This window comes from Micromonospora sp. NPDC005203 (assembly GCF_042872705.1).
Lineage (GTDB): Bacteria > Actinomycetota > Actinomycetes > Mycobacteriales > Micromonosporaceae > Micromonospora.
This window is the reverse complement of record NZ_JBIAKV010000009.1, coordinates 65,643-79,097: the sequence shown is the minus strand read 5'-3', so window position 1 is coordinate 79,097 and position 13,455 is coordinate 65,643. Positions and strand designations below refer to the sequence as shown.

The window sequence follows — 13,455 nt, the reverse complement described above, 5'->3', positions numbered from 1 at the left end:
CACCGTGCCCGGCCATCCGGGCCGTGGACAGCCGATCATCGGCTTGCCGACGACCGGCATGAGCTGTTTCGACACCGCACGGGTGAGCGGTCACGGCCGGCTCCCGGCCCGCCGCGGTATGCCCACCTACTCGGACCGGATGAGACCGGCTGCGCGGCGCGGCGAGGGCCGCCGGCTGACGGATGATGGCCAGCTTTCCGCCGCGACATGCCGCCGGACGCCGGGTTGCTTGCCGACGTACGTACGCGGAGGTTGTCATGATCCGTCCGTGACACAACGCTTGGCACGGATGGCGGTGCCGTCACTGTCCGCGGCGCGGCGCGGCGAGGCGGTGCGGCGAGGCGGTGCGGCTCGTGCTTCCCTCGTCGCAGGACCCGACGAGTGTCGAGCCGTTCCGGGTGCACGCCAGCCCTGAGGAGCTGGAGAACCTTCGTGCGCGCCTGCGCGCGACGCGCTGGCCGGACGCGCCGGAGGATGCTGGGGGGTCGCCGGGCACAGACATCACCTATCTGCGCGAGATCGTCGACTACTGGGCGGAGGAGTTCGACTGGCCGGCGGAGGAGTTCGACTGGCCGGCGCAGGAGACCGCTCTCGCGCGCCTGCCGCGCTCTCGCACGCCGTTTGGGGACATGGGCGGCCACCTCGGTCCTGCTCGCCGCCTCCCCCGAGGTCGACGGCGTCACCGGCCGCTAATTCGAGGACGCCAACGAGGCCCTGGTCATCGCCGAGCGCTCCCACGGTGATTGGATCGCGGCCGGCTCGGGGGCACAAACCGTGCCCCCGAGTCGGCGCGACAATCGGCAGCCCGTTACCGGCGGCCGAGCTTGACAATCACCTCTGCTACTGGTCAGGCGGGTACGAACTGCCACTGCTGGTTGGTCCCGCCGTTGGCGGTCCACTGCACGACCTGCGCCCCGTCGCTGGTCGAGGCACCAGAGACGTCGGCTGTCAGTCCGCTGCCACGGGCGACGATTGTGTAGTAGCCGTTACCGGTGGGCCGCAGGTACCACATCTGGTTGGTGCCGCCATTTGCCGACCACTGCTGTAGTTGCAGGCCGGCCGTGGTGCTGCCGGCGTTGACGTCGAGCATCTTTCCGGAGGCGGTGTAGCGCAGGGTGTAGGCGTCCTGGGTGGTGCTGATCGTCCAGGTGGGGCTGCCGCTCTGCTGGACCGCCTTGGCGCCGTCGGCGGTGGAGTTGCCGGCGATGGCGAGGGGCTTTCCGCTGTTGCGGTTGACGATGCGGTAGGTGCCTGCCGTGGGCGCGGTTCCGCCGCCTCCGCCGAGGTTCAGGTATTCGGCCGAGTCGGTGAAGAGGGTGCTGCCGGACTTGGCGGTCGACAGTTGCAGGTACACGCGGTCACCGGTGGCGGGGGCGGTGAAGGACACCGGTTGGGTGACCCGCGTGCCGAGTGGGATGGTCAGGTTGCTGCTGCCGGACGCGACGACCGCGCCGGTCGGGCTGTCGAGCCGGGCGGTCCAGGTGAAGCCCACCGAGGTGTTGGTGAGGTCGTCGTTGAACACGGTGATGTTGCGGGTCACCGTGGCGTTGCGGGCGTAGCTGGGTACCGCCTGCGGCAGCGGGAAGGTGCCGTTGGAGTCCGAATTGCCGGAGGCGGACCAGTACGGGAGGTCGATCGCGGCCACCGGGTTGAACGCCGCCTGCACCCGCTGGATCTGCGGGTTGCTCCACGGGTCGGGCAGGTTGTCCACGCCGTAGATGGGGTGACCGCCCTCCTCCGGGGTGAAGTCGGTGGACCGCACGCCGGGCACGACGCTGGCCCAGGCGGACAGCAGGGTGTACGGACGCAGGTCGGTGGCGCCCTTGCCGCGCTTGGCAGCAGTCGCGGTGGCGAACCACTCGAAGCCCTGCTTGTTGTTGCATGCCGGCCAGATGAACTCGCCCTCGCCATCGGGCCGCCCGTTCACGGTGACCAGGCCCTCCCCGTACCTGCCGAAGCCGTCGACGTAGTGCGGGATCACCGCGAAGTTGGCGTACGTCATCCCCGGATACAGGCTGACATTGTTGCCGACGCCCACCTCGACAATGATCGGCCGGGTGCCGTCGGCGCCGTTCATCGCCGCGTACAGGTCCTTCTCGAACTGTTCGGAATCCTGGCCGCTCTGGTTCGGCTCGTTGTTCTGGCTCCAGCGGATGATCGCGGGGTGGTTGCGGTCGCGCAGGACCAGCGCACGGGCGTGGTTGATCATGTTGTCGCGCCCGACGGAGTTCTGCCACTCCTGCGAGGACTGGGAGCCGCGAATCGCGACCTCGTCGATGATCATCAGGCCCATCTCGTCGGCGACGTCCAACATGTACGGACTTCCGGGCTCCTGGTGGATGCGCACCACGTTGTAGTTCAGCCGCTGGTAGTTGTCCACCGCCTGCGGCCAGCCGCCGTTGCCGGACGACGGGGGCAGGAAGCCGGGCAGGGTGTGGTAGGCGTCGCCCTTGCCGCCGTTGTTGATCCGGTCATAGTCGGCGCCCTGGAGGTTGTCGCCGCGGAAGTTCACGCGCACGCCGTTGAGGTAGTAGTAGTCACCGTTCTGGGTGGCCTCCCGGAACCCGAACCGGTACTCGGCGTCGCTCGTCCGGCCGTCGTCGGTGACGGCATGCACCGTCAGCCCGTGCAGCTGCGCCCGGTACCCCGACCGGTACGGCACGTTGGGCCACCAGTACGAGGTGCTGTCGAGGTTCCACGCGACCGGCCCGACGGTCACGGTCACGGTCGAGCGGGCCGCCACGGCGACCGTACGGCTGGGCAGTGCCGGGTAGCTGAAGGCCGTTCCGTTGCTGGACGACAGCGACCCGGTCAACGTCACCGACCGGGAGGTCCCCGACGTGTTCCGCACCGTCACGTCGTAGGTCAGCGTCCTGTTCGCCACCGACGTACGCACGAATGTGTCGCTGACGTACACCGCCGGGTACACCCGCAGGAACGCGGACCCGAAGATCCCCTGCGGGACAGCCTCGGACCACGTGGCGGCGTCGGGCACCAGGTAGCGGCCGTTGGATGCCTTCAACGCGCCGCGGCCCTTCACGTTCACCGTTATCGTGTGGGTGGTGCCCGGCGCCGCGTATGCGCTGATGTCGAAGTTCGACGGGGTGAACGCCGTCGTCTGGGTGGCGACCACGCGGCCGTCGACCGACAGTGTCGCCTGGTGGTTCACGGCACCGAACTCGATCCAGGTCGACTGCGGCTGCCCCGAGTCCGGCACGGTGATGCTGCGCGAGTACACCGCCTCGTTCACGGTGGTGAAGCCCTGCTTGTACCAGCCGCCACCGGGTACCGCGATCGTGGTCGCCCCCCGACCTGCGGGCGTGAAGTTCCACGTCCCGGCCAGGTCGACCGAGGTGATCGCGGCGTTGCCGGCCGCCACACCGTCAAGTCCGGCGGCCGCGACACTCTGCGTCGCGACCGGCGCGGCCAGGGTCGACCCGGGGGTCGCCAGGGTCAGACCACCGAGCGTCAGAGGCAGGGCGAGCGCCACGGTCGCGGCAAGCCCTCTGGCCAACGCCGACAATCGGCCACCCCAGTGGACGTTCGTACGATGCACGGTTACCTCCTGTGACTCATCCGCCAGCTACGCAACACCGGTTCAGGGCACAGCCTCGAGGCTGACACTCGAATCGATTCGACAAATCTGCCGGCGTCGCCGACCACCCGGGAAGGGTGGTTGCGGCCCAGATACATAGGTATGTATTAGTGGGCGCATCGGACGTGAAGTCAAGGTTTCGAGGCGGTTACTTCCTGCTCCTGACGCCTTACAAGCTTCGAGTGGCCGCCGACGGATACGACCCTTTCGGAGTGCTGGGGCATCGCGCTCAGGCACTTCGTGTCGCCGGCCCACGGACGCGGCGCCGATCGAATAGCGAACCGATTCGCCTCTGCGGTGCCCGGCCGCGTGACACGCTGAAGGCGTGGACAGCGCCGTGGTCCCCGGTGAAGTCGGCGGGCGGCCCGGCCTGACTTGTTCGGTTCGAAAATGGAGTTAGGGTGCTGGTAAGGAACGCGCTTCGCCAGCCCCACGAGCGGGATGCGAGCGGGTTGCGAACTCGTGACGGCGAGTGTCTGACTGCGTAGACATGACTGCGCAATCATACAGGACTATGGCCGGCGATGGGAGGTGCCGTGACGCGACTGGCGAGGCCGGGTGGAAGCCCTCCGACGCCGCGCAGCGTGGACGTCGCGCGGCTGGCCGGCGTCTCCCAGAAGACGGTGTCCAGGGTCCTCAACGACGAGCCGTATGTCTCGGCCGACGTGCGCCGGCGGGTCCTGGACGCCGCCGAGGAACTCGGCTACCGGCGCAACCAGGCGGCCCGGGCGTTGGCCTCCGGGCGGACCCGGTCGATCGGCGTGGTGACGCTCGGCAGCGCCTTGTACGGGCCGGCGTCGTGGCTCATGGGCATCGAGCGGGCGGTTCGGAACGTTGGCTACACGCTGCGGGTGGTCACCACGATCGAGGGCGACCCGGGCGGCATCGCGAGCGCCCTGGCGTCGCTGCTGGACCAGGGCGTGGACGGCGTCATCATCTCCGAGCCGATCGACGAGGGTGTCGGCCTCATCAGCGTCGACGTGCCGGTCCTGGTCCTCGGCGCGCCGCCCACCTTCACCGCGCCGCAGGTGGTGACCGCCAGGGTCGGCGCGGGCCGGCTCGCGCGGGCCGCGACCGAGCACCTGCTGGAGCTGGGGCACGCGACCGTCCATCACCTGGCCGGCCCGCAGCGGTGGTATTCGGCACGGGATCGTCTCGCCGGCTGGCGCGAGGCGCTGCGAGCCCACGGCGCGGACGAGCCGCCGGTCGTCGAGGGCGACTGGTCGGCAGCGTCCGGCTACGCGGCGGGCCGGGAACTGGCCGGCGACGGCACCGTGACCGCGGTGTTCGCCGCGAACGACGACATGGCGATCGGGCTCATCCGCGCGCAGCTCGAGGCTGGGCGCCGGGTGCCCGAGGACATCAGCGTCGTCGGGTTCGACGACATCCCGGTCTCCGCCTACGTCACTCCCCCGCTCACCACTGTGCGGCAGCCGTTCGACGAGGTCACGCGGCAGGGCCTCGCGCTGCTGGTGCAGGTCATCGAGAAGCCGGACGTCGAGCTTCCGCCGGCAGCCGACCAACCGGTCGAGCTGGTCGTCCGCGCCTCGACGGCACCACCACCGCCTCGGCCGATGCCGGGACGTGGCCGCCGAGCGATACCCCATGCCCACGGTGGCCCGCACGGCCAGCCCGCCGGCAGCGAGGTCCCATCCACCCAGCCCTGATCAGCGTCGATCTGTCCACCTACGGCCGCACGTCACCCGAGACCGCACGGGCCGCCCGGCCAGCCCCGCCCGGCCAGCCCTGCCATCGGCACCGCCCTCGCCGCCGTCAGCACCTTCGCTGCGGCGAGCAGCACGAGTGCGAGCCCCTGGCGCGCCGCAGCGCCGCGGCCATCCACGCGACGGCGCCCAGCGACGTGCAGGCGTGGTCCAGGACAAACAACGTGGCTGTGGTTATGACGCCGTTCGGCTGAGCTCGCCGCGCCGCCGCGCGATCTGGATTGACTGCTGCGCGACCCACACGGTCACGCCGAAGATCGCCAGCGCGTTCATCCCGTGCAGGCCGAAGACGATGTGCCCCGCCTCGGCCTCCCCAAAGGACTTGGCGAGCGCCCGGATCATCCCCTGGACGAGCGTCAACCCGGCGATCAGGGCCACCATGCCGATGAGCCGTCCGGGCATCCGGGCGAGCGCGGCGACGACCACGCACACGACGGCGAACACGAAGATCGCGATCCCGAGCACGCGGTGGGGCATGAAGGCCTCCTCGTCGGACACGTGCATGAACGCGCCGCTGGCGGCTAGGTAGAACACCGCGACCTCGGCGAGTAGCAGCAGCGACATCAGGCCCGCGAGGAGCTTTTTCATGTCGCAGAGCGTAAGCCGATTGTGTCATCGGCGCAGACCCGTCGGGTCTGATCATGATAAAGGATGAGGTTCCCTTTCGGACCGGACACCCAGGGCCGTGTCTCTTCGGCGGTCAAAGCCATTCTGAGCATCCCCCGCTTTGATGGAGCGGTGGTTACCTGCTGCCGAGTGGTGCAGGGGTGGTGGTCGGTTGCTCGGTCAGGCTGGTCTGTTGGTGGTGCCAGGCGGTCTCGTATTCGTCGGGGCTGAGGTCGCCCAGTTCTTTCTGGATGCGGCGGGTGCTGTACCAGCCGTAATGGCAACAGAGGACGCCCATACCAGCCGTCGGCCGTCGAGCCTGGGACTCGAGATCGGCGCCACGTTGATGGTCGCGGCCGCTGTTGACCTCTGTATCAACGTTGGGGGCTGGACCCTGAGTTTCGGCAAGGGGCGCAGCCGCGGGCGTCGACGACAATTGTCGGCTCGTGGATCGCCGGCGGGCTGAGCCTTGATTGGTCGCAGGTCGAGAGCCTTGCGCGAGTGCGGGCGCCGCCGGTGGTGAGGCGACGACTCGTGAGGTGCCGTGCGGCGGGCACTGTCCATTAGGGCGTCGCGCCTCGCTGCGGATGCAGACGGAGAGGAGTCGCGCTGACAGTGGTGGCGTGTGGGGTCGACTGGGCTGCTGGTCGCGGGGCTGCGGTCCGCCGACCGGCAGGTGTTCGCGATCAACCCGTTGCGGTGTCACGCCACCGGCTACGGTCGCGGCGTTCCGCTCGCGGCGCAGGACCGGTGCGTAGGGTTCTTTCCAGGGATGCGGGTACCGGCCCGGTCAGCAACGACCCGTCGCCGTTCCCTTGGCCCATGCCTCGATGAGTTCGGTGGCCTGGCCGGGGTTGAGCCGCGGATCGCACAGTGAGGTGTAGTGACGCTGCAGTTGGTCCTCGTTCTCCACGGATCCACCGATGCATTCCGTCACATCGTCCGCCGCGACCTCGATGTGGAGCCCGGCGGCGTGCTGCCCGTTCTGCCCGATGATGTCACGAAAGCGCAGCGCCTCGGTGATCACGTCGGTGAGGTGGCGTGTCTTCAGGCCGTTCGAGGCTTTCACGGTGTTGCCGTGCATGGGGTCGCTCAACCAGACCACCGGGTGTCCCGCGTTCACCACACGGCGGACTATGGATGGCAGGGCCTCCTGGATCCGGTCCCGACCCATCCGGGGTATCAGGACGAGGCGGCCCGGCTCGCGCCGCGGGTCGAGCGCCTCGCACACCTGCAGGACGTCATCGGGGTCGGCGTCCGGTCCGATCTTGCATCCCACCGGATTGACGACGGAGGAGAGCATGGCGACATGGGCCGCGGCCGGCTCGCGGGTCCGCTCACCCACCCAGGGCAGGTGGGTCGAGCCCAGGTACAGGTCGTCGGAGTCCGGGTCGCTGCGGATCAGCCGGGACTCGTAGTCGACCACCAGCGCCTCGTGGCTCGACCATGGGCCCTCCGCCGTCGCCGTACGTCCGTTTCCCTGACGGTGGTTCCGCATCACCCGCTGTACCGCGTCGCTGGCCTCGTAGGCCCAGACCATGCGCCGCGGGTCGGCTCTGCGGGTCCTCGGCCCGGCGATGTCCGAATTGATCATGTGCCCTCGAAAGGAGGGGATGCGGAGCGCGTCGTGCCACTCCATGGCCTGCGATCGGGGCTTGGCGAACTGTCCGGCCATCCGGCCGACACGGATGACACGCTGACCGGTGCGCTCACCGAGCCTGTCCCCCAGCCGCTCGATGATTTCGAGTTTGTCTGAGGTGTGCCGGGGCGTGCACTCATAGAAGCTCTCGGCGCAGTCGCCGACCTGTAGCAAGAGAGTGCGGGTGGGGGCCAGTATCGACAGCGACTCCCGCAGCTGCCAAATCTCCTCGGTCGTCACCAGGGGTGGCGCTGAGGAAAGCGAATGACAGACCTCGTGGTACGCGGGGTGGTCCTGCCAGTCCGGTTGTTGAGCCGCCGGCATGCCCTGCCACGGACCGAGTGGGGCGAAGTCCGCCGTGGAGCTGGGTTGCTGCATCTGTCCTCCACACAAGAGATCAGCGAGACGGGCCTGCGGGAGCCGCGGCAGGCCGCGAGCCGATCGCCAGACGAGCCCGGCGACGGCCCGGTCGCGCCGGCGCCAACCTCCCGGTCGATGGGTGTGCGCGGATAGCGTTGCCCACCCGCCGGTGTGTGCGCATCATGTCTTTGCGTTGTCGAGAGCGCCATCGAATGGGCTGGGAATCCGCGTCCGGGAGAGCGGGTATGGCGCGTTCGCGTCATTGAGCCGCCCGGTGACCACACCCACGGCGAGGATCCACAACACCATCGACAACCCCCCGAACGTTGGTGAAGCGGGGCTTTAGCTCTCCAGCGCGGCCAGCACGTGCGCCGTGGTCAGCGGTACCGCGCAACGATCCGCCGCGTACCGAAGCGCCATGAGATGGTCGTCGAGCGACAGGTCGGCCAACGCATCCGACACGAGGAACGGCTGGATGTCGCGGCTGAACGCGTCGCTGGCGGTAATGAGGCACCCCATGTGCGCGTAGACGCCGCAGACGATGATCTGATCCCGGCCCGACCCCCGCAGTCGTTCCTCCAGGTCACTGCGGAAGAACGCGCTGTAGCGCCACTTGGTCAGCACCGTGTCGCCCGGCTCCGGGGCGACGTCGTCGGCGATGCCGCGATCGGCCTCCGCGCTGCTCATGCCGGGACCCCAGAGGTCGTGCAGCAGCCCACGGTCGCGCCGGCTCATCCCACCCGGCTGTGCCGTGTACAGCACCGGCACCCGGGCCGCGCGGGCCGCCGCGAGCAGCTTCATGACATTGGCGAGCAGGTCGGTGAGCGGCGACTGCCCGGCTGGGAACGGGCGTAGGAAGTAGCGCTGCATGTCGTGCACCAGCACGGCTGCCCGGGCCGGATCCGGGCGCCAGGGCATCGCCGTACTCGGCAGATCGCTGTCGCCGGGCATGGGGTACGCCGCGATCGGGGTCATGACCATGGTTCGTCTCCTGTTCGGCATCCGACGACGTCATACGTGCAGGGCCGCGCCGCCGTCCACGTACAGGTCGTGCATCGTGACGTGACCGGCCTGGTCCGAGACGAGGTACGCGACCGCTTCGGCCACGTCCCGCGGCTGGGCCAGCTTTCGAAGCGGAATACCGACGCGGTACGCGGCCGGCGAGCCCTCGACCACCTGCCGCGGATCACCGGCCTCGCCGAGCATCGCGCGCAGCATGGGTGTGTCGGTCGAGCCCGGCGAGACGACGTTGCACCGGATGCCGTAGTCGGAGAGCTCCAGCCCCAGGCATCGGGTGAACTGGGCCGACGCGGCCTTCGAGGCGGCGTACGCGGCCATCTCCGTGCGCGGCACGCCGGCGGCGTTGGATGCGATCGTCACGATCGCACCCCGTCGGCGGCCGATCATTCGGCGGGCCACCGCCCGGGACAGGTGGAACACCCCGCCCGCGTTGATCGAGAAGGTCTCGCTCCACTGCTGGTCCGACAGCTCGACCACCCTGCCGGTGTGCAGGACACCGGCTGCGTTGACCAGGACGCCGATGGACCCGAGCTCGTCCTCGACGCGCCCCACGAGCGCGTCCACGGCCTCGCTGTCGCGCACGTCGACGAGGTAGCCGCGGACCGAATCACCCTCCGCCTCGATCTTGGTCAGAACGGTGTCGAGCGCCTCGGCGTTGCGGTCGACGGCCGCGACGTGCGCCCCCGCGCCCGCCAGGAGGCCCGCCACGGCGGCACCGATGCCCTGCGCCGCCCCGCTGACCAGTGCGACCGTCGACTCGATTCCGGTCAGTTCCATCATGCGCTCCCGCTGGTCGTAGTTGCCTGCTCGGCGTCGTACCCGAAGAGCCATTCATGCCGGTCCAGACCGGATGCGGTCTGGGCGGAGGTGTCGCGGCGATGCCGCGCTTGCCCGTTGACGAGGTGGAATGTCTCCGCGTTGGCACGGGACTGTTGCTGGATCCGCGTCGTCCGGGGAAGGCGGATACCTTCGTAGCGGCGCAAGGCCGCGCTCAGGTCGCCCGGGCGCGCGTCGGCCAGACACGCCGCGAGCACCACGGCATCCTCGATCGCCTGGTTCGCGCCCTGCGCCTGGATCGGCGCCATCGGATGCGCGGCGTCGCCGATGACGGCCACCCGCCCCGAACTGAGCCGCTCGATGCTCTCCCGATCGTGCAGCGCCGACCTGCTGATTGTCTCCGCCGCGTCGATCACCCGTGTCACGTCCGGATGCCAGCCCGCGTACGCCGCGGCGAGCGGGGCGACGTCGCCCCGCGCCGACCACGACTCCGCTCGCCCGTCCGAGGCGGAGATGGTCGCCTCAAAGCTCACCTGCCGACCCGACGACACCGGGTAGCACACGAGGTGTTGGTCCGGTCCGAGCCACGACTGCACCCGGATCTCGGTGAGCAGAAAGCGCACCCGCTCGACCGGCACCAGTCCCCGGTAGACCGTCTGCCCGGAGTGGCACGGCCGATCGGCCACGATCTGCTCACGTGCGATCGAATGAATGCCGTCGGCCCCCACGACCAGGTCCGCTGCGACCGTCGGACCGTCGGACAGGTGCAGCCGCGCCTCGTCGGCGCTCTGCGTCACGGCGGCAAGGCGGGCGCCGAGGTGCACCCGGTCAGGCGGCACGACGGAGAGCAGGCTGGTGAGCAGGTCCGCGCGGCGCATGGTGTAGTAGGGCGCGCCGAAGCGGCTGCGGCACAGACTACCCAGCGGGGTGCGTTGCAGCCGCCTGCCGTCGTCCCAGCGGCGCATCTCGATCGCCTGCGGCACGACCGCAACGCCGCGCAGGCGATCGCGCAGACCGAGCTGATGCAGCAGCCGGGTGGCATTGGGCGCCACCTGCACTCCCGCACCCACCTCGGTCAGGTGCTCCGCCTGCTCGTAGACGTGGCAGTCGATGCCGGCCCGGCGAAGGGCGGCGGCCAGGGCAAGGCCGGCGATTCCGGCCCCGGCCACAGCCACCCGTAGCTGAGACATGTCGTTCCCGTCCGTAGTAGAGGAGCGCTTGTCCCAGTCCTCGTCGTGCCTGAACAGGCTGCACGGCTTGATTACCTCAGGCATGCTCGTCAGCGCCTCACGTGGGATCAGGGTCCCTGGCGTCGTGGGTCGTTCACCGCTACTGATCCAGCTCCCGGGACGGACCCGCAGTACCGACGTCGGCCGCCAGCCCCAGCAGGTCACCGGCCCTACGGCCGCCCGCACAGACGATCGCGGACGACCCGCGCCGGGGCGCCGCGGCGATACGCAGGGCGGCCTGACGAGCGCGCTCGAGAGTCCGCGCAGAAGCACCGCGGCTTTTCTGGACCAGCACATTCACAGCCATGTTCACCGCCCTCGTTGAGCCGGCAATGTCGTCGACAGTAATGGGGATGCATTTGCCCGACCACTACCCGCTCGAGTAGTGGTGCGGCATTCATCTGTTCACGCCATACCGGCCGCACGTTACCGGGAATACGGGATCGTGGCGTCACGTCATGTGCTACGCCTTTCGCCGCCGCAGTATCGAGAGGGGTGATCTGATCTCGTGCGAAGGGGAGCAATATGGACGGGACGCATTCGAGCATGGCCGGGCCCCCGGATGTTCTGGCCGGCCTCGGCGAGGACGGGCGCGCCTTCGCCCTGCTGTATCGGCCCGACCCGGCCAGGGACGCGCGCGTGGAGGTCCTGACCGGCGATGTCCACGACGTGGGCAGCCTCGCCGAGCTGCCCCTACCCGGCGACCCGGCGAGTGGCGCCCGGCACGACCTGCTTGTGGCGGTCCCGTACCGGCAGGTCACCGAACGCGGGTTCGACTGCCACGACGACCATGCGCCCCTGCTTGCCATGCGGATCCACGAGCAAGCCGATCTCAGCCTCGAGCAGGCCCTGGCTGGCCTGCCCGAGCAGAAGGTGCGCGTGTCCGACGCCGGATTCGACGCCAGCGACGAGGACTACGCGGCGATCGTCAAGCGCGTGGTGGGTGATGAGATCGGACAGGGCGCCGGATCCAACTTCGTCATCAGGCGATCCTTCGCCGCGCGGCTGGACGACTGTTCGGCCCGCACGGAGCTGGCGATCTTTCGGCGGCTGCTGACCGGGGAGCTGGGTTCGTACTGGACGTTCCTGTTCCACACCGGCGCGGGGACATTCATCGGCGCATCGCCGGAGCGGCACGTCAGCATGGCAGGCGGCACCATCTCGATGAACCCCATCAGCGGGACCTACCGGCACCCCTCGACCGGGCCGGACATTTCCGGTTTACTTCAGTTTCTGAATGACCCGAAAGAGGCCAACGAACTATATATGGTCGTCGACGAAGAACTGAAAATGATGGCGCGTTTGTGCACCTCCGGCGGTCGGGTGCACGGCCCGTTTCTCAAGGAGATGGCACGCCTCACTCACTCTGAGTATACCTTGACCGGTCAGAGCGACCTCGACGTACGCGACGTGCTGCGGGAGACCCTGCTCGCGCCGACCGTCACCGGCAGTCCGCTCGAGAACGCCTTCCGGGTCATCACCCGACATGAGACGACCGGGCGCGGATACTACGGCGGCGTTCTCGCACTGATTGGCCGTGACGCGATGGGCAGCCGCACGCTCGACTCAGCGATCATGATCCGCACCGCCGAGGTCGGCAACAACGGCAAGCTGCGCCTGGGCGTCGGCGCCACCCTGGTCCGTGACTCCAAGCCCGAGTCCGAGATCGCCGAGACGCAGGCCAAGGCCGCGGGCATGCTCGCAGCGCTCGGCCTCACGCTCGACGGCGACGGCGCCGCGGGCGAGCCCGCTGTCACGAGGGCGCACCCGTCGCCGTCCACCCATCCCCGGGTACGGCTGGCGTTGCAGAGCCGCAACTCCACGCTGTCGCGATTCTGGCTCGACGGGGCACACCGGACGAGCCCGGAACCGGAGTTGGACGGTCGGCGCGTCCTGGTCGTCGACAACGAGGACACCTTCATGGGAATGCTCGGCCATCAGCTGCGATCCCTCGGCCTCCGGACCACGATCACCCGATACGACAGCCCGCTGCAACTGGAGGGCTACGACCTCGTCATCGTCGGTCCCGGCCCCGGCGACCCCAGCGACATGACAGACCCGCGCATGAACACGCTCCGCGCGCTCACCCGTGACCTGCTCGCCGGCGCGGTCCCGTTCCTGTCCATCTGCCTGGGCCACCAGGTCCTCGCCGCCGAGTTGGGCTTCGACCTCGTCCGGCGCACGGTGCCCAATCAGGGCGTCCAGATGCGCGTCGACCTGTTTGGCCGGTCCGAACTCGTGGGCTTCTACAACACCTACACCGCCCGTTGCGCACACGGCGTCATCTCACGAGGGCAGGGCAAGCCCGTGCAGGTGAGCCGAACCCCGGAGACGGGCGAGGTACACGCCCTGCGCGGCGCGGGATTCCGGTCCGTGCAGTTCCATCTCGAATCCATCCTCACCCAGCACGGCCCGCAGATCCTCAGCGACCTACTCGTCTCGCTACTCAAGGAAGCGCAGAGCGCCGCCGCCGCTGATACACGCGTCGGCGCGCGTCACCACTAG

The 13,455-nt window shown here is 69.2% G+C and carries 9 protein-coding genes; 3 read left to right on the top strand and 6 right to left on the bottom strand.

Annotated features, from left to right (window positions below; translation table 11 throughout):
* The first annotated feature begins 344 nt into the window (after window positions 1-344).
* Complete coding sequence (locus tag ACFYPM_RS20440; protein ID WP_387199066.1) at window positions 345-743, top strand: epoxide hydrolase N-terminal domain-containing protein; 399 nt, start codon at window positions 345-347, stop codon at window positions 741-743.
* Between the two features lie 104 nt (window positions 744-847).
* Here the strand turns inward: ACFYPM_RS20440 and ACFYPM_RS20435 are convergent, their stop codons facing one another.
* Window positions 848-3,556 carry an RICIN domain-containing protein gene (locus ACFYPM_RS20435; RefSeq protein WP_387199063.1) on the bottom strand — a complete coding sequence of 903 codons (2,709 nt, stop codon included), beginning with the start codon at window positions 3,554-3,556 and terminating at the stop codon, window positions 848-850.
* A gap of 575 nt (window positions 3,557-4,131) precedes the next feature.
* Between ACFYPM_RS20435 and ACFYPM_RS20430 the strand changes: the two genes are divergently transcribed.
* Window positions 4,132-5,262 carry a LacI family DNA-binding transcriptional regulator gene (locus ACFYPM_RS20430; RefSeq protein WP_387199060.1) on the top strand — a complete coding sequence of 377 codons (1,131 nt, stop codon included), beginning with the start codon at window positions 4,132-4,134 and terminating at the stop codon, window positions 5,260-5,262.
* A 231-nt stretch (window positions 5,263-5,493) separates the two neighbouring features.
* Here ACFYPM_RS20430 and ACFYPM_RS20425 read toward each other — a convergent pair whose 3' ends face one another.
* The 5 genes from ACFYPM_RS20425 to ACFYPM_RS20405 all read right to left on the bottom strand — a co-directional run bounded on the left by ACFYPM_RS20425 (window position 5,494) and on the right by ACFYPM_RS20405 (window position 10,995).
* Complete coding sequence (locus ACFYPM_RS20425) at window positions 5,494-5,907, bottom strand: DUF6220 domain-containing protein (RefSeq protein ID WP_387199057.1); 414 nt, start codon at window positions 5,905-5,907, stop codon at window positions 5,494-5,496.
* Between the two features lie 808 nt (window positions 5,908-6,715).
* Entirely contained in the window at window positions 6,716-7,942 is a 1,227-nt protein-coding gene (locus ACFYPM_RS20420) for a 3-deoxy-7-phosphoheptulonate synthase (protein ID WP_387199054.1), read from the bottom strand.
* 324 nt (window positions 7,943-8,266) lie between these two features.
* Complete coding sequence (locus ACFYPM_RS20415) at window positions 8,267-8,905, bottom strand: isochorismatase family protein (protein ID WP_387199051.1); 639 nt, start codon at window positions 8,903-8,905, stop codon at window positions 8,267-8,269.
* Between the two features lie 30 nt (window positions 8,906-8,935).
* Entirely contained in the window at window positions 8,936-9,721 is a 786-nt protein-coding gene (locus ACFYPM_RS20410) for a 2,3-dihydro-2,3-dihydroxybenzoate dehydrogenase (RefSeq protein WP_387199049.1), read from the bottom strand.
* The gene (locus ACFYPM_RS20405) at window positions 9,721-10,995 is read right to left on the bottom strand and encodes an FAD-dependent monooxygenase (RefSeq protein WP_387199046.1); all 1,275 of its coding nucleotides are present in this window, start codon (window positions 10,993-10,995) and stop codon (window positions 9,721-9,723) included. The genes ACFYPM_RS20410 and ACFYPM_RS20405 overlap by 1 nt, the downstream gene beginning before the upstream one ends.
* A 480-nt stretch (window positions 10,996-11,475) precedes the next feature.
* On the opposite strand from ACFYPM_RS20405, the gene ACFYPM_RS20400 reads away from it, so the two are divergent.
* The gene (locus tag ACFYPM_RS20400) at window positions 11,476-13,455 is read left to right on the top strand and encodes an anthranilate synthase family protein (protein ID WP_387199043.1); all 1,980 of its coding nucleotides are present in this window, start codon (window positions 11,476-11,478) and stop codon (window positions 13,453-13,455) included.